The organism is Marinospirillum sp. (assembly GCF_014859565.1).
Window position 1 is genome coordinate 1 of record NZ_JACUUA010000029.1, and the last position, 21,025, is coordinate 21,025.

Annotated in this window: 20 protein-coding genes and 1 pseudogene; 11 read left to right on the plus strand and 10 right to left on the minus strand. The window is 51.3% G+C overall.

Features of this window, described 5'->3' with window-relative positions:
• A pseudogene (locus tag IBX50_RS06075) lies at nt 1-351 on the plus strand (hypothetical protein); the annotation flags it as partial.
• Between the two features lie 15 nt (nt 352-366).
• Here IBX50_RS06075 and IBX50_RS06080 read toward each other — a convergent pair.
• Nucleotides 367-1,650: an FAD-binding oxidoreductase gene (locus tag IBX50_RS06080; protein WP_292254240.1), complete on the minus strand. Its 1,284-nt coding sequence runs from the start codon at nt 1,648-1,650 to the stop codon at nt 367-369.
• A gap of 91 nt (nt 1,651-1,741) precedes the next feature.
• On the opposite strand from IBX50_RS06080, the gene IBX50_RS06085 reads away from it, so the two are divergent.
• The 3 genes from IBX50_RS06085 to IBX50_RS06095 all read left to right on the plus strand — a co-directional run bounded on the left by IBX50_RS06085 (nt 1,742) and on the right by IBX50_RS06095 (nt 5,372).
• On the plus strand, nt 1,742-3,241 hold the full coding sequence (locus IBX50_RS06085; protein ID WP_292254241.1) for an aldehyde dehydrogenase: 1,500 nt from the start codon (nt 1,742-1,744) through the stop codon (nt 3,239-3,241).
• Between the two features lie 137 nt (nt 3,242-3,378).
• Complete coding sequence (locus IBX50_RS06090; protein ID WP_292254243.1) at nt 3,379-4,371, plus strand: response regulator; 993 nt, start codon at nt 3,379-3,381, stop codon at nt 4,369-4,371.
• Complete coding sequence (locus IBX50_RS06095; RefSeq protein ID WP_292254244.1) at nt 4,368-5,372, plus strand: GGDEF domain-containing protein; 1,005 nt, start codon at nt 4,368-4,370, stop codon at nt 5,370-5,372. The genes IBX50_RS06090 and IBX50_RS06095 overlap by 4 nt, the downstream gene beginning before the upstream one ends.
• Here the strand turns inward: IBX50_RS06095 and IBX50_RS06100 are convergent.
• Complete coding sequence (locus IBX50_RS06100; protein WP_292254245.1) at nt 5,361-6,653, minus strand: FAD-binding oxidoreductase; 1,293 nt, start codon at nt 6,651-6,653, stop codon at nt 5,361-5,363. The genes IBX50_RS06095 and IBX50_RS06100 overlap by 12 nt on opposite strands.
• Nucleotides 6,650-8,014 carry a glutamine synthetase family protein gene (locus IBX50_RS06105; RefSeq protein WP_292254246.1) on the minus strand — a complete coding sequence of 455 codons (1,365 nt, stop codon included), beginning with the start codon at nt 8,012-8,014 and terminating at the stop codon, nt 6,650-6,652. The genes IBX50_RS06100 and IBX50_RS06105 overlap by 4 nt, the downstream gene beginning before the upstream one ends.
• A gap of 224 nt (nt 8,015-8,238) precedes the next feature.
• Here IBX50_RS06105 and IBX50_RS06110 point away from each other — a divergent pair, with 224 nt between their 5' ends.
• The 6 genes from IBX50_RS06110 (at nt 8,239) to IBX50_RS06135 (ending at nt 14,539) form a co-directional block, all read left to right on the plus strand.
• Nucleotides 8,239-9,057 carry a gamma-glutamyl-gamma-aminobutyrate hydrolase family protein gene (locus IBX50_RS06110; RefSeq protein WP_292254247.1) on the plus strand — a complete coding sequence of 273 codons (819 nt, stop codon included), beginning with the start codon at nt 8,239-8,241 and terminating at the stop codon, nt 9,055-9,057.
• On the plus strand, nt 9,054-10,400 hold the full coding sequence (locus tag IBX50_RS06115; RefSeq protein WP_292254249.1) for a glutamine synthetase family protein: 1,347 nt from the start codon (nt 9,054-9,056) through the stop codon (nt 10,398-10,400). Before IBX50_RS06110 ends, IBX50_RS06115 begins: the two co-directional genes overlap by 4 nt.
• Before the next feature lie 106 nt (nt 10,401-10,506).
• Complete coding sequence (locus IBX50_RS06120) at nt 10,507-11,613, plus strand: polyamine ABC transporter substrate-binding protein (protein WP_292254250.1); 1,107 nt, start codon at nt 10,507-10,509, stop codon at nt 11,611-11,613.
• A gap of 31 nt (nt 11,614-11,644) precedes the next feature.
• Nucleotides 11,645-12,784, plus strand: a complete 1,140-nt coding sequence (gene potA, locus IBX50_RS06125) for a polyamine ABC transporter ATP-binding protein (RefSeq protein WP_292254251.1) — start codon at nt 11,645-11,647, stop codon at nt 12,782-12,784.
• A gap of 32 nt (nt 12,785-12,816) precedes the next feature.
• On the plus strand, nt 12,817-13,722 hold the full coding sequence (locus tag IBX50_RS06130) for an ABC transporter permease subunit (RefSeq protein ID WP_292254253.1): 906 nt from the start codon (nt 12,817-12,819) through the stop codon (nt 13,720-13,722).
• Nucleotides 13,715-14,539, plus strand: a complete 825-nt coding sequence (locus IBX50_RS06135; protein ID WP_292254254.1) for an ABC transporter permease subunit — start codon at nt 13,715-13,717, stop codon at nt 14,537-14,539. The genes IBX50_RS06130 and IBX50_RS06135 overlap by 8 nt, the downstream gene beginning before the upstream one ends.
• A gap of 57 nt (nt 14,540-14,596) precedes the next feature.
• On the opposite strand, the gene IBX50_RS06140 is transcribed toward IBX50_RS06135, so the two are convergent.
• From IBX50_RS06140 to IBX50_RS06165, 6 genes are read right to left on the minus strand one after another with little or no spacing between them, the layout of a single operon-like run.
• On the minus strand, nt 14,597-14,908 hold the full coding sequence (locus IBX50_RS06140) for an AzlD domain-containing protein (protein WP_292254256.1): 312 nt from the start codon (nt 14,906-14,908) through the stop codon (nt 14,597-14,599).
• On the minus strand, nt 14,905-15,612 hold the full coding sequence (locus IBX50_RS06145; RefSeq protein ID WP_292254258.1) for an AzlC family ABC transporter permease: 708 nt from the start codon (nt 15,610-15,612) through the stop codon (nt 14,905-14,907). Before IBX50_RS06145 ends, IBX50_RS06140 begins: the two co-directional genes overlap by 4 nt.
• Before the next feature lie 41 nt (nt 15,613-15,653).
• On the minus strand, nt 15,654-16,184 hold the full coding sequence (locus IBX50_RS06150) for an EAL domain-containing protein (protein ID WP_292254260.1): 531 nt from the start codon (nt 16,182-16,184) through the stop codon (nt 15,654-15,656).
• Nucleotides 16,171-17,175, minus strand: coding sequence for a patatin-like phospholipase family protein (locus IBX50_RS06155; protein ID WP_292254262.1), 1,005 nt, complete (start codon nt 17,173-17,175; stop codon nt 16,171-16,173). The genes IBX50_RS06150 and IBX50_RS06155 overlap by 14 nt, the downstream gene beginning before the upstream one ends.
• A gap of 7 nt (nt 17,176-17,182) precedes the next feature.
• Nucleotides 17,183-18,124 (minus strand): alpha/beta fold hydrolase, encoded by a 942-nt coding sequence (locus IBX50_RS06160; RefSeq protein ID WP_292254265.1) that lies wholly within the window; start codon nt 18,122-18,124, stop codon nt 17,183-17,185.
• A gap of 16 nt (nt 18,125-18,140) precedes the next feature.
• A complete protein-coding gene (locus tag IBX50_RS06165) occupies nt 18,141-19,097 on the minus strand; it encodes an AEC family transporter (protein ID WP_292254267.1) in 957 nt (318 codons plus the stop codon).
• Nucleotides 19,098-19,323: 226 nt separating this feature from the next.
• On the opposite strand from IBX50_RS06165, the gene IBX50_RS06170 reads away from it, so the two are divergent.
• Nucleotides 19,324-20,121, plus strand: coding sequence for an alpha/beta hydrolase (locus tag IBX50_RS06170; protein WP_292254269.1), 798 nt, complete (start codon nt 19,324-19,326; stop codon nt 20,119-20,121).
• Here IBX50_RS06170 and IBX50_RS06175 read toward each other — a convergent pair.
• Complete coding sequence (locus IBX50_RS06175) at nt 20,101-21,009, minus strand: alpha/beta hydrolase (RefSeq protein WP_292254271.1); 909 nt, start codon at nt 21,007-21,009, stop codon at nt 20,101-20,103. The two genes, IBX50_RS06170 and IBX50_RS06175, sit on opposite strands and share 21 nt — an antisense overlap.
• Nucleotides 21,010-21,025: the final 16 nt, after the last annotated feature.

Sequence of the window (21,025 nt, forward strand, 5' to 3'; positions counted from 1 at the left end):
ACGGCTTATCACCTGTCCACACAGCAAACGATTGATTCCCCTGGAAGTGAGGTAACGCGGGTTGATGATTACCTCAGTCACCTGCGGAAAGATCGTCATTCACTGTCACCGGAAGTTCGTTACCTCGTGGCAGATGGCTATTACAGTAAAACCAAATATATCAACGGAGTCGCTGAATTGGGGTTGCATCAGATTGGTAAGTTACGCCACGATGCCAGTCTCCGTTGGCTGTATCAGGGCGAACAGAAAGCTCGGGGGCGCATGAAGCGCGTTGGCAACAAGATAAAAACAGCGCTGCTGTTACGGTGCTATTGCATCATGAAACTGTCTGAACCATTGTCTTTTATATAAAGACAGTTTTTGCAATCACACCCCCAACTTGTCCCGCAGGTCGTAATACCAGGCACCCAGGGCGGTAAAAGGCACACGGAACAGGCGACCGCCGGGGAAGGGGTAATGCGGTAAGCTGGCAAAGGCATCAAAACGCTCATTCTGCCCCTGAATGGCCAGCGCCAGGGATTTTCCGGCAACATGGGTAAAGGTCACACCATGACCTGAACAACCCTGTGAATAGAGAATGTTTTCACCAATACGGCCTATCTGCGGTAAACGCGACAAGGTCATTAAAAAGTTGCCTGTCCAGGTGTAATCCACCTTCACGTTCGCCAGTTGCGGAAAGGTTTTTAACATCTTCGGGCGAATCAGCCGTTCGATATCCGCCGGATCTCGCGCACCATAAACCACACCACCCCCATAAATCAGCCGATGGTCAGCACTCAGGCGGTAATAATCCAGCAGGTAATTACAATCTTCCACACACAGATTGTTCGGCAGCAGGCTTTTTGCCCGTTCCTCACCCAGAGGTTCAGTCGCCAGCACCTGAGTGCCACAGGGCATGGATTTGGCCGCCAGTTGTGGCAACAGCTGTCCCAGATAAGCATTACCGGCCACCACCACCCAGTCTGCAGTGACCGAGCCACCAGCAGTTTTAACCACCGCCGGCTGCCCTTGCTGAATATCCAGCACAGCGGAATGTTCGTAGATCACACCACCCAGAGACTCAAATGCCTGAGCTTCGCCCAGCGCCAGATTTAACGGATGAATATGTCCACCACCATGATCCAGCGTACCACCGACATAACGCTCGGTATTTACCTGCTGCTGAATGGCTTTTTTATCCAGCAGTTCCAGTTGATCATAACCGTGGCTTTCCCAGAGCTGCTTCTGGTGTTGTAATTCTTTGATCTGGCGCGGGGTGATGGCAGCATAAATCCCTCCATCCTGCAGGTCACACTGGATGCCATATTGCTTCACTCGATCACGAATGATGCGCCCACCTTCAAAAGCCATCTGCCCCAGCAGTTTTGCGGCATCGGCACTGGTCTGACGAGCCACCACATCCAGATCCCGACTGTAACTGTTAACGATCTGCCCACCATTACGACCGGATGCACCCCAGCCCACCGTAGCAGCCTCCAGCACCACCACCTTAAATCCGGCTTCTGCCAGAAACAAGGCGGTGGACAGGCCGGTGTAACCAGCACCAATCACACAGACCTGAGTGGTGATGGCATCTGACAAAACCGCACGGGATGGAGTAGGATTGGCAGAAGCCGCATACCAGGAATCAACCGGAGCAAGTGCAGTCATACAAGTTACCTCAGCCAGTGAAAGACATTTAATCCAGTCTATTCCACTGGCTCAGATCAGCAAAGCAAAAGAACAATCCAGAGAGGTCAAAATGAGCAAACCCACCAGTCGTGAAGAATGGCAAAACCAGGCCGCCTGCCTTGAAATTCGTAATCAGGCATTTATCAACGGTGAATATGTTAATGCCCTGAGTGGTGCGACCTTTGACTGCGAAAGCCCAATTGATGGTCGCATTCTCACGCAAGTCGCCAGCTGTGATGCTGCAGATGCAGATCGCGCTGTAAAAGCCGCCCGTGCCGCCTTTGAATCCGGTAGCTGGCGAAATCTGCCACCTGCCAAACGTAAACAAATCCTGCTGAAATTTGCCGAGCTGGTAGCTGCTCACCGTGATGAACTAGCGCTGCTGGAAACCCTCGATATGGGTAAACCCATACGTTTTTCCCGCAGTGTGGATGTTGGCGCCACCATTCGCACCCTGCAATGGACAGCAGAAGCCATCGACAAGGTGTACGACGAACTGGCTCCCACCCCAGCCAACGAAATTGGCATGGTCACTCGTGAACCCATCGGCGTGGTCGCCGCGATAGTGCCGTGGAACTTCCCTTTATTGATGGCCAGCTGGAAGTTTGCTCCGGCACTGGCTATGGGCAACTCGGTCATCCTGAAACCCTCAGAAAAATCACCGCTGACTGCGATTCGGGTGGCAGAGCTGGCAAAACAGGCCGGAATCCCGAACGGGGTATTTAATGTGTTACCCGGTTATGGTCACACCGTTGGAAAAGCACTGGCACTGCATATGGATGTGGACACCCTGGTCTTCACCGGCTCCACCGGGGTTGCCAAACAGCTGATGATTTATGCCGGTGAATCCAACATGAAACGTGTCTGGCTGGAGGCCGGTGGTAAAAGCCCCAACATCGTTTTTGCCGACGCACCGGATCTGGATGCCGCTGCTGAAGCTGCCGCTCAGGCGATTGCTTTTAATCAAGGCGAGGTATGCACTGCCGGTACACGCCTGCTGGTGGAAGCCAGTATTCGTGATGAGTTTGTGGCACGAGTCATTACTGCATTAAAAGCCTGGCAACCGGGGCATCCGTTGGATCCAGAAACCACCTGCGGCGCCATAGTGGATCAACAACAGCTGCAGCGCGTGCTGGGTTACATCCAAAAAGGGCAGGAAGAAGGTGCACAACTGGTCGAGGGTGGTCAACAAATGGATCAAACCAGTGGTGGTTATTATGTACAACCCACCATTTTCAGTGACGTGAACAATCAAATGTCAATTGCTGCTGAAGAAATTTTTGGTCCGGTGCTTTCAGTGATCAGTTTTGAAACACCGGAAGAAGCCGTGTGTATTGCCAACGACAGCATTTATGGTCTGGCCGCAGCAGTCTGGACCCGTGACATCAACAAGGCACACAAAACTGCCAAAGCCCTGCGTGCTGGCAGTGTCTGGATCAACCACTATGATGGTGGTGACATGACCGCACCCTTTGGTGGCTTTAAACAATCCGGCAACGGGCGTGACAAGTCACTGCATGCCTTTGACAAGTACACGGAAATTAAAGCCACCTGGATACAGCTGGATTGAAAAAGGGACAGAGTTCACAAAAATCACTTTTGCTGATTTATGCCCGGTGACACCGGGCAACTTCTTGTATAAAGTACTTTTTTAATGGAATCATTAACTCGCTATCAAAAAACAAACAGAACGAAGGACTTGATGCAATGACCCTCCCGGTTGTTATCTGCGATGACTCCACCCTGGCACGCAAACAACTGGCTCGATCACTGCCTGGCGGCTGGGACATCAACGTCACCTTTGCTGCCAATGGCCTGGAAGCACTGCAAGCCATCCGTGCTGGCAAGGGTGACCTGCTGTTTCTGGATCTGAACATGCCGGTGATGGATGGTTATCAAACGCTGGAAGCTATCCGCAAGGAAGACCTGCCCACGCTGGTGCTGGTGATTTCGGGAGATATCCAGGCAGAAGCTCGCGAAAGAGTCATGGCGCTGGGTGCCTTGGAGTTCATACGCAAGCCCCTAGATGTTGAGCTGCTCACAGAGATCCTGCTGCGTTTTGGTATTATCAGTGCCACTCAGCCACAGAATGAAGCAGAGCTGGCTCGTTTTGATGACCTGCACACGGAGTTACCGGATTTAATACAGGAAATAGTCAATGTGGCCATGGGGCAAGCAGGCAAACAGCTGGGTGAATTACTGGGTACTTTCATCCATTTACCGGTTCCGCGTGTTTATCTGCGGCCTTACTCCCAACTGGCTAACCTGATCACTACTCGACCTGAAGCAGCTTATTCAGCTGTTTCCCAGGGTTTCAGCGGTTCCGGTATTGCCGGTGAAGCACTGGTGATGATTGATACCAACAGCCTGCCCGCTCTAGCTCGACTGCTGACTGAAACCCAGCTGAATGACAGCAACAGTGAGCTGGAAGTGCTCACCGATCTGGCTGGTCTGCTGGCAGGTGCCTGCCTCAAAGGTGTTTCTGAACAATTGGATATCCAGTTCAGTCTGGGGCATCCCATCCTGCTGGGCAGAAACAAAGAACGGCAACAGCTGCTGGGTTCTAGCCAGCAGCAAAAGGTTCTGGCTATTGATCTGGATTATCAATTACCGGAAAAAGGCATTGAGTGTGACCTGCTGTTGGTCTTTACTGAAGATTCCCTGCCCGCCCTGACTGAACGCACCGGATACCTGCAATGACCATCATTGAAAAACAACAGGAACTGGCTGATTTTTACTGGATGATCCAGATGTTGCAGACGATAGACGTCGGGCTGGTGATTTTGGAGCGAGATTATTGCATCCAGCTGTGGAATGGTTTTATGGAAAACCACAGTGGCATTCAGAGCAAAAACCTTACCGGTAAAGAGCTGTTCAGTGTTTTTCCTGACCTGCCGCGCCAGTGGATCGAACGTAAGGTCGAGTCAGTCTTCAAGCTGGGCAGCCCGGCTTATTCCACCTGGGATCAACGCCCCCACCTGTTTCGTTTTAAAAGTTATCGCCCACTAACCGGCTGCTCTGAGCTGATGTTCCAGAACATCACTTTTATGCCGATTCTTGGTCCCAGCCGCCGGGTCGAACAGGTTTGCCTGCTGGTATATGATGTGACCGAAAGTGCCACCAGTAAACTGCAGCTGGAAAAAGCCAACGAACAGTTGGGAAAACTTAGTCGCACCGATCGACTGACCGGATTACACAACCGAGGTTACTGGGAAGAATGCTTGCACCAGGAGTTCCGGCGCAGCAAACGCTCCAGCAATCAGGCCTGCAGTCACTCCAGCCTGATCATTTTTGACATAGACCACTTCAAACCCGTCAATGATACTCACGGCCACCAGGCCGGTGATGAAGTGATCCGCAAGGTGGCGGCTTGCCTGAAATCAACCGCAAGAGACACCGATTTTGCCGGTCGTTATGGTGGTGAAGAGTTTGTATTATTACTGCCGGACACCGATATTCATGGTGCTTTTGAAGTGGCTGAACGCCTGCGACGCAGTATTCAGGATATGACTGTTACCCACGAAAGTCTGGAGCTGCGAGTCACTGTCAGCCTGGGTATCTGTGACTTCAGTGATGATCTGGACACAGCTTACCAGTGGCTGGAACGAGCCGATCAGGCACTGTACCACTCCAAACATCAGGGTCGTAACCGGTCGAGTGTCTGGAGCCAGGACATTGCGGCAGAAGAATCAGTTTTTTAAGTTTTCTTTTAATCGGTACCAAGCCATACCCGCTGCCAGCAGCGGGCTGCGCAACCACTTGCCACCAGGAAAAGTCATGTGTTGCACCGAGGCAAACAAGTCATACCGTGCTGTATCACCACTAAACGCTTCTGCCAGTACCCGTGCCGTCATGTGGGAGGCATTCAAGCCATGCCCGGCATAAGCCTGCGCAAAATAAATCGATGGGCAATCCGGTAAACAACCCACCTGCGGTAAACGGTTGGCACCAATGCCCAGCATCCCACCCCACTGGTAAGCCACTTTAACATCACCCAACTGGGGAAATACCTGGTGCAAATGCGGCAACAGCTGTTGAGATGGATTGTTTAAATCCTTGCCGGAATAGGTACACAAACCACCAAACAGCAGGCGGTTATCAGGCGTAAAACGGTAATAATCCAGCTCCACGCGTAAATCGGCCACGGCGTGACCACCCGACATCAAAGCCTGTACCTGAGTAGAGTCCAGAGGTTCTGTCACCAGAATATAACTGCCAGCAGGTAAGAGTTTGCCACCCAACCAGGGTTCCAGATCCGGGTTCAGATAACCATTGGCAGCAATCACCAGTCGATCACAGACCACCGAACCCAAAGCGGTTTCCACACTGGGGCGCTCACCCTTGTGAATTTTTACCACGGCTGATTGTTCATAAATCTGCACACCCAGATCAGCGGCTGCCTTGGCTTCCCCTAATACCAGATTTAACGGGTGCAGATGACCACTGCCCTCGTCCACCAGACCACCGACATAAAATTCCGAATTCACCACCTGATTTTTTAATTCGGCAGCATCCAGCAGTTTTAATGGGTGGGGGTAGTTCATGGCTTGCAGGTCTTGTAAATCTTCTTCCAGTGCCCGCATGTGAGATGGGCGGGTGGCTAGATCGGCATAACCGGGTCGGTAATCACAGGCAATATCAAAACGCTGGATACGCTCTTTAACGATATCCACTGCCTCAAAACCCATCTGTTTAAAGCGCCGGATGCCTTCCTGACCGATTTGCCGGGAGAACTGCTCCAGACCGTGACCAATACCCCGGATCAGCTCACCACCATTACGGCCGGAAGCACCCCAGCCAATGCGATGAGCCTCCAGCAGCACCACTTTAAAACCCCGTTCGGCCAGTTCCAGTGCGGTATTAACACCGGTAAAACCACCACCCAGCACACAAATCTGAGTGTCCAGAGACTCTTGCAGCGGTGGCCACTGCTGTTGATCGGTTGCTGTTGCAGCGTACCAGGAAGCCGTGTGTTCACTCATACCGTGTGCAAATACCAGAGGTACTCCAGATCGGAAATGGTGTGTTCAAATTCGTTAATTTCATGTTCTTTGCAGGCCACAAATATCTTCAGGAAATCCTCACCCAGGTAGTCTTTTAACACCGGAGATTCTTCCAGACTGCGTAATGCATCCCGCAGGTTGTTGACCAGATTGGGCTCCTGCTGTTCATGGGCATTGCCCTCTATCATCGGTGGCGGCTCAATTTGATTGGTGATGCCATAGTGCACACCAGCCAGAATGGCAGCCATCAGCAGATAAGGATTGGCATCCGCTCCTGCTACCCGATGCTCTATACGCAGGGCTTCCGGATCACCACCGGGAATACGCAGGGCGGTGGTGCGGTTATCCACGCCCCAGGTCGCAGCACTGGGCACATAAAACTCTGGGCTGAAACGACGATACGAATTGATGTTCGGGCAGAGCAACGCCATGCTGGAATTCATTATTTCCATCAGTCCACCAATGGCCCAGCGCAGCTGATCATTAGGCTGCTCGGGGTCACCGGCAAAAATATTCTGGCCGTTGTTATCCAGCAGGCTGATGTGCAGATGCATACCACTCCCCGACTGACCGGCGTAGGGTTTGGCCATGAAGGTGGTATCCATTTCGTGGTCATAAGCCACACTTTTGATCACCCGTTTCAGCAGGATTGCGTGATCACAGGATTTCATCGGATCATCCACATGATGCAGATTGACTTCAAACTGACCGGGAGCGGATTCAGCCACCAGGGCATCTGCCGGTATATTCTGCTCATGGGCGGAGTCCAGTACATCAGCAAGAAAGTCGGCATATTCATCCAGATCATCAATCGAATAAACCTGCACACTGGCGGGTCGCTTGCCCGAAATGGGTGATTTGGGTGGCTGGGGACGACCGGAGATGTTTTCCTGATCAATCAGGTAAAACTCCAGCTCAAAAGCGGTAACCGGCTGCAGCCCAAGGTCGGAGAAGCGCTCCAACACACGTTGTAATACCACGCGCGGGTCAGCAAAAAACGGAGTTTCCCGATCCAGCTCAAACATGGTCATCAACAGCTGCGCGGTTGGGCGCTTTTGCCAAGGCTCCATGCTGAGGGTATCCGTCACCGGCATACAGATACGATCTGCCTCACCGATTTCCAGACCCAATCCGGTTTCTTCCACCGTGGTGCCCTGAATATTCAGGGCAAAAATGGAGGCAGGCAGAGCAATACCTTTTTCGTACACCTTGCTTAATGCAACAGGATCAATGCGTTTACCACGCACAATGCCGTTCATGTCCGAAATCAGCAGATCCACATACTGAACTTCCGGATGCCTATTCAGGAAGGCCAGTGCTTGTTCCAGCTGGGTTGGCATAAAACACCTTTCACAAACGCCTTTTACAAGGCCTTAGGTTGCAGTAAATTCCATCTTGACCGGGCTGTCAACGTAAAAGGAAACATGCCGCAAAACAGGGCTTTAACCAGCCTCTCGCACCATAAAAAAGCAAACAAAAAAATTGCTTTCCAGATTATGTCAGGGCTTGCTATTGTCAGTTCATAGCGCTACAAAGCAACTTTAAATGTGAGGTCTGATCATCCATGCCAGTCTCCTCCGAACGGCTTCCCGTTATTGGCATCAATGCCTGCAGCCAGCCACTCAATCGCCACCCGTTTTTTGTGGTGGGAGAGAAATATGTCCGAGCTGCCAGCCAGGGTGCCGGTGGACTACCCTGGATCATTCCACCACTGGGTGATGAACTACCCATGGATCAGTTGCTGAGTCAGCTGGATGGCATTCTGCTGACCGGTTCACCCTCCAATATTGAACCTCACCACTATGGTGCTGAGCTGGTTGACCCGGATAGCCCCAAGGATCTCAAGCGAGATGCCACCAATCTACCATTAATTCGTGCTGCCATAAAAGCTGGTGTACCGCTGCTGGGTATCTGCCGAGGGTATCAGGAAATGAATGTGGCTCTGGGTGGCAGCCTGCATCAGCAAGTACACAAATTACCCGGATTTCTGAATCATCGTGAAAACCCCGATGATCCAATACTGGAACAGTACGGCAAGCTGTCCCACGAGATCAGCATTCAACCCGGTGGCCTGCTCAGTCACATCTGGCCTCATGCCACGGCTCCGGTTAACTCCCTGCACGGTCAGGGTGTTGAGCGCTTGGCTGATGAGGCCAGTATTGAAGCTCTGGCACCCGATGGGCTTATTGAGGCTTTTTCTCTGCCTGCTGCTCAGGCTTTTACACTGGCAGTACAATGGCATCCTGAATGGCAATGGCACCCGGATGAAAGGGTTGGTGATTTTCCCTTCTATCAAGCCATTCTTGCTGCTTTTGGTCAGGCTTGTCGCCTACGGATGCAACAGCGTCTGAACTTAAACAACCCAACATCGAGTTTTGTATGAAAGATTTAGAAAGTTGGTTGCATGAACACCGCATCACTGAGGTGGAATGTGTCATCAGTGATATCACCGGCATTGCCCGTGGCAAAATCAGCCCGGTCTCCAAGTTCATCTCCGAGCAAGGCATGAGACTGCCGGAATCCCTGCTGCTGCAAACCGTTACCGGGGATTATGTTGAAGATGATATTTATTATTCACTGCTGGATCCGGCAGACATCGACATGCATTGTCGCCCGGATCCCAATGCCCTGTATCTGATTCCCTGGGCACAGGAACCCACTGCACAGGTGATTCATGACTGTTATGACAAGGATGGCAAACCGCTGGAGCTTTCTGCGCGTAACCAGCTGAAGCGAGTGCTGAAACTGTATGAAGAAAAAGGCTGGCAACCCATTGTTTCGCCAGAAATGGAGTTTTATCTGACCAAACGTGTCGCCGACCCGGACTTTCCCCTGCAACCACCGATTGGCCGTTCCGGTCGAGAAGAAACCGGCCGCCAGTCCTTTTCCATAGATGCCGCCAACGAGTTTGATCCGCTGTTTGAGGACATGTATGACTGGTGTGAAATTCAGGGACTGGATATCGACACCCTGATTCATGAAGAAGGCACCGCCCAGATGGAAATCAACTTCCGTCATGGTGATCCCTTGATGCTGGCTGATCAGGTGCTGATTTTTAAACGCACCATGCGCGAAGCCGCCCTCAAACATGATGTGGTGGCTACTTTTATGGCTAAACCCATCACCCGTGAACCGGGCAGTGCCATGCACCTGCATCAGAGTGTGGTGGATGTCAGCACAGGTGAAAGTATTTTCTCCAACCCTGACGGCAGCATGAGTGATCTGTTCCTCTACCATCTGGGCGGCCTGCAGAAATACATCCCCGAAGTACTGCCATTATTTGCACCCAACGTGAATTCCTTCCGCCGTTTTCTGCCAGATACCTCTGCACCTGTTAACGTGGAATGGGGTATGGAAAACCGCACTTGTGGCCTGCGTATTCCTGAGTCCGACGCTCAGAACCGGCGGGTAGAAAACCGGCTGGCTGGAGCGGATGCCAACTCTTATCTGGCCATTACTGCCAGTTTGTTGTGTGGTTATCTGGGCATGGTAGAAAAAGTGCAACCCTCAGCACCGGTACAGGGGCGAGCTTATGAACGGCGTAACCTGCGGCTGCCTTTTGCGCTGGAAGCTGCGTTGGAACGCATGGAGCAATGCCAGACTTTAAAGGACTACATGGGCAGCCAGTTCATTGACGGGTATATTGCTGTAAAACGCACAGAAAACGAAAATTTTAAACAGGTTATCAGCTCCTGGGAGCGTGAATTTCTGCTTTTAACGGTTTAAAAACAATTTTCCATTTCTTGGTTAAAATGTATTTTAAAAACCGTAAAAAACTGACAATGCGCCGCTTTTTATCAGCAGGCCATTCAACCCCGAAGGAGGTAATACCATGAAGCAAGCTGTGAAACTTTCCCTGATTGCCACCTCCGTGGCGGCGCTGCTGATGGGAGCTACCAGCGCCCAGGCACGCGAAGTGCGTGTGTACAACTGGTCTGATTATATTGCTGAAGATACCCTATCCAACTTCACCGCAGCCACCGGCATCCGTGTGATTTATGATGTTTTCGACAGCAATGAAGTGCTGGAAGCCGCTTTGTTATCCGGTCGCTCCGGTTACGACCTGGTGGTGCCTTCCAACCACTACATCACCAAACAGATCAAGGCCGGTGCTTTTGCCAAGCTGGATCACAGCAAACTGCCCAACATGAAAAACCTGCAACCAGCACTGATGAAACAATTGCAGGAAGTGGGCGCCAGCAGTGACTATGCTATTCCTTACCTCTGGGGCACCAATGGTTATGGTTACAACGAAGAGCGTGTGCTGAGCCTTCTGGGTGAAGATGCCCCGGTCAACTCCTGGGCACTGCTGTTTGATCCAACAATCACAGCCAAACTGGCTGCTGGTGGTTGTGGTCTTTCCATGCTGGATTCCGGTGATGAAATGCTGCCCGCAGCACTGGCTTATCTGGGTATGAACCCCAACAGCAATGATGTCAAGGATCTGGAAAAGGCTGCCGCAGTGATCAGTGGTGTACGTAACCACATCACCTATTTCCACTCCTCCCGTTATATTTCTGATCTTGCCAATGGTGAAATCTGTGTGGCTGCCGGTTATTCCGGTGATGTTTTCCAGGCCGCCGATCGTGCTGTGGAAGCAGAAAATGGCAATACCATCATCTACACCATCCCTAAAGAAGGTGCAGCCTTGTGGTTTGACATGATGGCCATTCCTGCTGATGCACCCAACAAGGACAATGCCCACGGCCTGATCAATCACCTGCTGCAGCCCCAAGTGATTGCTGACATCACCAATTATGTGATGTATGCCAACCCCAACAAGGCTGCAGACGCACTGGTAGATGAAGAAATCCTCAATGACCCATCCATCTACCCAACTGATGAAGTGCTGGAAAAACTTTATATCGCCAAAGAACGCCCCCTGGCGACTCAGCGAGTCATCACTCGCACCTGGAATCGTGTCAAGTCCGGTCGTTAAAGCATCCGGTTGTTAAACAAGAGGGTTCAGCATGGCGGGTGCAGCAGGTAGCTACAAAAAAATTCTGTTTGGCGGCAGCCAGACAGAAGTGCTGTTACAAATCGAAGGAGTCACCAAGTACTTTGATGAAACCCTCGCCGTGGATCAGGTCAGCCTGAGTATCCGTCAGGGTGAAATTTTTGCCCTGCTCGGTGGCTCAGGCTCCGGTAAATCCACTCTGCTGCGTATGCTGGCCGGTTTTGAAAAACCCAGCGCGGGGCGCATCCTTCTGGATGGCAAGGACATCACTGACCTGCCACCTTATGAGCGCCCCATCAACATGATGTTTCAGTCTTATGCACTCTTCCCACACATGACTGTAGAGCAGAATATCGCTTTTGGCCTGAAGCAGGACAAACTGCCCAAAGCTGAAGTTGAGCAGCGTGTGGCAGAAATGCTGAAACTGGTCAAGATGGAAAAGTTTGCCCGGCGCAAACCCCATCAACTCTCCGGTGGACAACGTCAGCGTGTAGCTCTGGCACGTTCTCTGGCCAAACGCCCAAAGCTTTTACTGCTGGATGAACCCATGGGGGCATTGGATAAAAAACTGCGCACTGAGATGCAGCTGGAAGTGGTTGATATTATTGAAAAGGTGGGTGTGACCTGTGTACTGGTGACTCACGATCAGGAAGAAGCCATGACCATGGCTGAACGCATTGCCATTATGGCCGATGGCTGGATTATCCAGGTCGGCTCCCCTGTAGATATCTACGAAAGCCCCAACAGCCGCATGATTGCAGAATTCATCGGTTCAGTGAACCTGTTTGAAGCCGAAGTGACCGAAGATGAAGCCGACAGCTGTACACTGGTTTCACCTTCACTGGATCAACCGATTTTTCTGGATCACGGTATTACCACTCAAGCTGAAGCCCGCAAAGGCTGGGTGGCATTAAGACCGGAAAAAACCCTGATCAGCCGAGAAAAACCGGATGTGGTTTATAACTGGTCTTCTGGCACCGTACATGACATTGCTTATCTGGGTGGTCATTCCGTGTATTACATCAAACTCAGCTCCGGCCAAGTGGTGCAAGCCACACTGGTGAACAGTGAACGCCGTGGAGAACACCCCACCTGGGATGAACCTGTTTTTATCAGCTGGGATGCCTATAGCCCTGTTGTACTCTGGCAATGATTGACCCATCCAACACCACCGGAGGCTAAGGCATGAAAACAAGCTTGAAAAAATGGCTGCCCAGTGGCCGGTTTTGGGTCTTCAGTATGCCTTTTATCTGGCTACTGCTGTTCTTTCTGCTGCCCTTTGCATTGGTGTTAAAAATCAGCTTTTCAGCTGCAGTGATTGCTATTCCACCCTATCAGCCGGTACTGGATTTCACTGACAATACCCTGACGCTGATTTTTAATCTGGGCAACTACCTGTTTTTGCTCAGTGACAGCCTTTATATTGCCGCCTACTGGGGCTCAATCAAAATCGCTCTAATCTCAACCCTGGTTTGTCTGCTGCTTGGTTATCCCATGGCTTATGCCATGGCCAAGGCACCCCCCTCAACCCAACTGGTGTTGCTGATGTTGGTGATGTTGCCCTCCTGGACTTCGTTTCTAATCCGTGTGTATGCCTGGATGGGGATTCTGGGACAGCAGGGTTTGTTGAATAATTTTTTATTGTGGCTGGGAGTTATCGATTCACCTCTGCGGATCATGAATACCAATATTGCCGTGGTCATCGGCATTGTTTATGCCTACCTGCCTTTTATGATTCTGCCGCTCTACGCCAATCTGGTGAAGCTGGATCGCAGCCTGCTGGAAGCTGCCTCAGACTTGGGTTCTCGCACTATCAATACTTTCTGGACGGTCACACTACCGCTTTCAAAAGGTGGAATCATTGCTGGCTCCATGCTGGTTTTTATTCCGGCAGTGGGTGAGTTTGTGATTCCGGAACTGCTGGGTGGCCCGGATACCCTGATGATCGGCAAGGTGCTGTGGGAAGAGTTCTTTAATAACCGTGACTGGCCAGTAGCTTCTGCACTGGCCATTGTGATGCTGCTGATCCTGATTATTCCGATCACCCTTTTTCACCGTTACCAAGCAAAAGAGCTGGAGAAAAATGGTTAAATTTCCCAAACCCGGCTTTTCAACCATCATGCTGGGCGTGGGACTGGTATTTCTTTACCTGCCCATGTTTATTCTGGTGTTTTATTCCTTTAACGCCTCCAGACTGGTCACGGTCTGGGCTGGTTTTTCAGCGCACTGGTATGTGGAGCTGTTTAAGGATCAGCAACTGCTGAATGCCATCTGGACCAGTCTTAAAATCGCTTTTTATTCAGCCAGCATGGCGGTATGTATTGGCACCTTGGCTGCCTTTGTGATGACACGCTTCAGTCGCTTTCGTGGACGCACCACCCTGTCCAGTATGATCACGGCACCTCTAGTGATGCCAGAAGTGATCACTGGTTTGTCCCTGTTGTTGCTGTTTGTACATATGGCACAAATCATCGGCTGGCCACAGGATCGCGGGGTTGCCACCATCTGGATCGCCCACACCACCTTTTGTAGTGCTTATGTGGCGGTAGTGGTCTCTTCACGCCTGCGTGAGGTGGATCTGTCGATTGAAGAAGCTGCGCTGGATCTGGGAGCCACCCCTTTCAAGACCTTTTTTCTGATTACCCTGCCGATGATTGCACCGGCACTGGCAGCGGGCTGGTTGCTGGCTTTTACCCTGTCGCTGGATGACCTGGTGATTGCCAGCTTTGTCTCCGGCCCTGGAGCCACCACCCTGCCAATGGTGGTTTTTTCATCTGTCCGTCTGGGCGTATCACCCAAGATCAACGCCCTTGCCACGCTGATCATTTTAACGGTATCACTGGCAGCCTTTATTGCTTGGTACCTGATGCGCAAGGCAGAGGAAAAGCGTAAACAGCAGCTCCCCTGAACATCTAGTAACGAAGCAATATCTTTATTACCTGCTGGCGCTCTACATATAAAATGCTTATATGAAATAACGCCATCCCGCTGTCATCAACAATCCTGCCGTTATGGCTGGTAGCGGTTTTTTCAGCCACAGCATCACCAGCAGGGTGGTCAGTAATGCCAGCCTTGCTGCAGTATCACCTTCTACAGCCATCGGCAGAATCAAGGCAATCAAAACCGAACCGGACATACCATTGATAAAGCCTTCCACCCGCCGGTTGATGGGTATAAAACCCATCAGAAATACGCCACCATAACGGGTGACCAGTGTCACCAGTGCCATTGCGGTGATAATCAATAAAGTGGTGTGACCTGTATTTTCTAACATCATGTCTGTTTCTCCAGCCACACAGCACCCACCAAACCACCCGCCAGCGCACCAGCAATCACATGACCGTTGGCAGGCAACCACCAGAGTGCCAGCAGTGAAACACAACCGGCCACACTCCAGATCACCAGCATTCGAGGGTTCTTTTTACCACCCACCGCCATGGTCAACAAAAAGCAACCAAGTACCATATCCAGTCCCAGCACCTGAGGATCAGGAATACCCTGAGTCAGTACCAAACCCAACCAGGTGCCTAACATCCAGGTCAACCACAAGGCCAATCCGCCACCAAAAAGAATTCCCAGATTGCGCTCACCCTGTTGATAATCTTGAGCAGCCATAGCCCAGTTGGCATCACTGATCACAGTAAGGATGCCGTAGCGTTTTGCACTGGGCACTTCTTTTAACCAGGGGTAAAGGGATGCACCCATCAACAGATGACGAGCATTAATGGCAAAGGTGGTCAGCAGGATGGTGAATAAGGGGATCTCCTGCTTCCAGAGTTCCAGTGCGGCAAACTGCGACGCTCCGGCAAATACCAGCCCACTCATCAACAGGGCTTCATATTTACTCAAACCGGCCTGTACAGCAGCCAGACCAAAAGCCAGTCCAAAAGCCACCACAAACATGGAGAGGGGTAACAAACGCTTAAAACCCAGCCAGGTGCCATAAGCATCCAGCCGGGTCTCTGTAGATACAAGAGACATGGAGTTTTTCCGAAGCTGATCTGAATCAGGAGAGATCAAACTCAGGTTGTTGTGGCACTCAGCAACTGCTCAGTCAACTCTGCTGCTGCTTTGGGTCTGCAGAACAAATAACCCTGAAATGCCTCACAACCATTATCTGTCAGGAAGTTTTGCTGCTCCACCGTCTCCACACCTTCTGCAATAACCTGTAGCTTGAGTGCCTTGCCCATTGCAATGATGGTTTTGACGATAGCCGCATCTTCCGCATCCCGATGGATATCCCGCACAAAAGACTGATCTATCTTGATCTGATCCAGAGGCAGGCGCTTGAAGTATTGTAACGAAGAATAACCGGTTCCGAAATCATCCATCGAAAAAGTCAGCCCAAGTGCTTTGATCTGTTTCATTTTTTCGATGGTTTCTTCCACCTGGTCAAATACAGTGCTTTCTGTCAGCTCCAGCTTCAGGCACTCAGGTGGTGCTCCGGTTTCTGCCAGAATGGCTTGTACCCGTTCAACAAAATCAATCTCTTTAAACTGCCCTGCGCTGAAAGGTGTTTTGCAATGATTTATGTAGATGTCAGTCCAGATCACCCGATAGTCTTGGATGGGTTTCTTCCCACTCATTCAATTTGGTTGCAGCCATATTTTTTCCCAGCTCAACCAGTTGTTTTGCTTTATGAAACTCATAACCTCCACAGGCTGTACGAGGTATTTCGATCAGTAGATCCGGTGGATAACCAGCAATTTTGTATTGAGTCAGGGCGGACTGAGTGACCTCAAAGGATTGCAGGATCACATCCAGTTTACCCCAGTGAGTATCCGAACCCTGTCCCTCTTTGCTGGGTTCATTATCTTCGGCTTCCCAGAAGTTCAAGCGATCCATTAACAAGCTGGCACGGCCTCGAACCCTTTGCATCCATTCTCCCATGGCGGAAGGTTCGGCATTTTTTTTGCCCGTCTTACCCCAGTTAGGCATCAATTCATCCAGTGTTGCGTTGATGTTCTGCGCTGTCACGTTCACAGCCAGAATCATATCCGCATGCCAAGCAACAGCTGGTGTGATCGGTAAAGGATTCAGCAAACCACCATCCACCAGCGTTCTACCGTGGTGATGTACTGGAGTTATCACACCGGGCACCGCAATAGAGGCACGGATGGCCTGCTCCAGTGACCCTTCCTGAAACCACACTTCCTTCTGATTGATCAGATCAGTGGCAACGGAAGTGAATGGAATGGGCAGAGATTCAATGGTGCGGCCTTCCAGCATTCTACCAATTACCTCCATGACTTTTTCACCCTTGATGGCACCCATCGGACTCCAGGTGATGTCCACCAGTCGGAACAGATCCATGTAATCCAGACCTGTAACCCAGTCGCGGTATTCCTGCAGTTTGCCGGCTGCATGCAAACCACCAATCAAGGCGCCCATGGAGCAACCGGAAATCCCGACTATTTCATAACCTCTGGCTTCCAGCTCTTCAATTACACCAATATGGGCATAACCTCTGGCACCCCCGGATCCCAGTACCAGAGCAACCCTTGGACGCCTGCCACTGCTTAACACCAGATCCTGAACCACCATAAATTGTTTACTCCTGTTGCAGAAAATTCAGCACGGCATCGATGACATGACCGGCACTGATTGTTTCCAGATGCAGATGATGTCCGCCTGTAATCACCAATTTTTGTGCATTTTTTATTGCGGAAAAACGCGTTTCGATTTCCGGACGATTGATCAGCAAACCCTGCTCAGCTTCCACCAGCAGGGTATCGACCTGAATCGCCTGCATAAATGAAAGATTCTGTGCTTCTGTCAAACGCCAGGGTGATGGATGACGCAATCGGGAATCACTGCGCCAGAACCATCCGCCTGCTGCATGGGGTGCATCCACCTGCTGCAAGGCGCGCTGGCAAAGTTGCAGCGCAGCTTCAAAATCCACGGCTCCAACACCTTTCATTCTGGCTTCAGCTGCTTCATGCACACTGGAGTAGATCTTGCCGGAAAAAGCAGACAAAGGATCAACAGCGGCATATTTTTTCTGATGACTGATCCAGCGACCCAGTGCACGACCCAACTGAGCAGCAGCTTCTTCATCAGCTGTAGTCAGGGTGCCGATACCATCCAGCATGACCAGTTTTTCTACCGCCTGCGGGTGAGCACCGGCTAGCAGTGAAGCCACACCAGCACCCATGGAGTGCCCAAGCAGGGTAAAACGAGTCCAACCCAGCGTCAGTGCTGCAGCCTGAATATCAAAACAGTTTTCCATTAACAGGTAGGTTTGCCCGGCAGGTCGCCAGTCAGAATAACCGTGACCGGCAAAATCCGGTGCCACCACACGATAACCGGCAGCAGCCAAAGCCGGTGCCAGATGGATAAAGGTCATGGCGTTATCCAGCCAGCCATGTAATGCCAGCAGGGGTTTACCTGCCGGATCACCCCAGGCCAGCGCCTTGAGTTGCAGGTGGGGTAATGTCAGAGTCAGCTCTTCAGCACCTGCAGGAACCGGCAACAAAGTATCATTTGAAAACATGGATCAACCTTAATAGTTAACTTAAACCAGACCAGTGAAGCGCAAAAACGCCAAGGCTGATACTCAGAGTGCCAAAAATAGTGGTGAGCGCCACAATATTGGCAGCCAGTACGGCATTGCCGCCCATGGCTCTTGCCATAACATAACTGGCCGCTGCGGTCGGACAACTGAAGATCAGAAATAACACACCCAGCGTCATGCCTTCATAACCCAGCAGCCAGGCACCAAACAACATCGGCAGAGGCAATAACACCAGTTTGTAAGCTGTTGCCATCAAGGCAGAGCTACTGGTTACACGCAGCGCCTGCAAATCCAATGCCGCACCGATACAAAGTAATGCCAGCGGCAAGGTCATACTGGCAAAATAACTGCCCACCTTAATACCCAGTTCCGGCACAGGGATCTGATACAGTGAAAAGGGTACCGCCAGCGCCACAGCAATAATCAACGGATTGCGAATTATATCCAGCAGCATACGCTTCCAGTTCAACCCTTCTCCCGGCTGGTTACGCCAGAGACTAAGTGCCACCACCGATAACAGATTGTATTGCACAATCAACAGCGCCAGCAGGATGGAGGCCAGCGCCAGCCCGGCCTCACCATATTGATTACCAGCCAGTGCCAGACCAAGAATACCCAGGTTGCCGCGAAAGCTGCCTTGTACAAATACACCACGGTCTTCTGTAGCAGCCAGTCGGCGTGCACGCCAGACCAGCCAGGCAAAAGCCAGTAATGTTACCACCGCCACATAAACCAGCAGATCCAGTGCAAACACCTGAGTCAAATCGGTACGCAGCAGATTAAGAAACACCAGAGTGGGCAGGGTGACGTTAAAGACCAACCGTGATGCCACACGATTGAACTCATCATTGATCAGATCAATCCGCCGGAAAAAAAGCCCCAGAAACACCAGAATAAATACCGGTGCAGTGACATGCAGGGTGAAACTCAGCGTCTCGATGAATAACTGCATTTACAGAGTGGCCAACGCATAAACAATACCCAATAGCGCAATCAGCATAAAAATCAGGTTCCGTGCTGTGGTATTGCGGGTTGGTTTTTTGTCCGACATAAAAACAGTGCCTCCAGGTTGTTGACTGGTCAGTCCAGATTTTATCCATTCTACCAGCTTCTACAACCTTGCATTTTATTCAAACAGACGTTTTACTGGTGACTTATTCTCAGTATAAGGATTCTGCATGAGCCAGTCGATTCTGCATTTTGCCCACGCCAACGGTTTCCCTGCCGATTGTTACCGGGTATTGCTGGAACCATTAAAAAGCCAGTGCCAGGTGATTTGTCTGGATCGTTTTGGTCATCACCCGTCGTTTCCAGTTGACCACAACTGGCAATCACTGGTGGATGAGCTGCTGCATCACTTGCAGCAGACCTGCGGTGATCAGCCGGTGATTGGTGTGGGGCATTCTCTTGGTGGCGTTATCACTTATATGGCAGCCATCAAGGCACCAGAGCGTTTTTCCCGGCTGGTACTGCTTGATCCACCGCTGTTAACCGGTTGGAAAGACAGTCTGGGCTTAAAAGCCGCCAAGCGTTTTGGATTTATTGATCAGGTCACACCAGCAGGTATTACGCGTGGGCGACGCAGCCACTGGCCGGATGCAACTATCGCTGAACAGTATTTTGCCGGAAAAAAACTGTTTGCCGGATTTCATCCTCAGGCTCTGAAGGATTATGTGGCCTTTGGCACCGAACCCCATCCCCAAGGGGGAATAAGGCTTAGGTTTGATCCAAAAGTGGAGCTGGCTATTTTTCGTAATCTGGCCGATAACCTGCGCGGCAGCCACCGTAAAATCAAGGTACCAGTCACCATCATTCGTGGTCAGTCCAGCGACTTATTAACAGTAGAGCGGGAAAAAACACTGAGAGCAATGGGTTTTGAGTGCCTTCAAGTGCCCGGTGGTCACATGTTTCCACTGGAGCACCCAAATGAAACCTGTCAGTGCCTACTGCAGTTGTTAAGCCGCAGCACTGAATGACTTAATAAAGCGGGATGCTTGTCGCACGCTGGATGCAGCCTGCGGCAGGTAACGGTACAGCAGTTGCCAAACATGCGGCATCCAGGCCATTTCCTTGATTTCAGCACGCCCACCCTGTTGCTGCACAGCACTCACCAATCGCCTGGCATCATCTCGCAAGACTTCCTGCAGGCTGACCTGCACATGCATCGGAGCCAGCCCTTGTAGATTACCAAACAGAGGTGAAATATCTGGGCTGTCCAGCGGTTTTTTTCCTGCATACAACTCAGCAAAAGCATGCATTTGTACCCGATTCAGAACAGGGTCAGTGGCGGCATTCAAATCCATGGATGGACTGGAGCAGCTGAGATCCACCCAGGGAGAAAGCAACACACAAGCAGCCGGCTGACGTTTGCCTTGCTGGTGCAGCTGTTGCAACATGGAAACCGCCAGCCCACCACCCGCTGAATCTCCTGCCACTGCAAGGCGCTCAGCAGTCACGCCCTGTCCTGAAAGCCAGTCAAAAGCAGCCTGAGCATCTTCCAAACCGGCAGGCCAGGGATAATCCGGCGCCAGGCGATAATCGATGGCCAACACTCGCGCATCCGCATGGCGGGCAAAGGCCATTGCCAGTTCCCGGTGGGTATCCAGTGAGCCCAGTGCAAATCCACCGCCATGCAGATACAGCAGGTAACGCTGGGTACTGCTGCCACACGGGCTAAGCAACTCAGCATCACGACCATTAATCTGCAGTGTCATCATCTCGATATCATGCGGCAGGCGACCGCTGGTATTCAATTCATTAAGATAATCACGCAACATACGGCACTGGCTGGCGAGTATCTGGCGATTGACCAGATTAATACCCTGCTGCATTGAGGCCAGAGGCCAGAGCAATTCATTCATCATGAGGCATTGTCCCTGT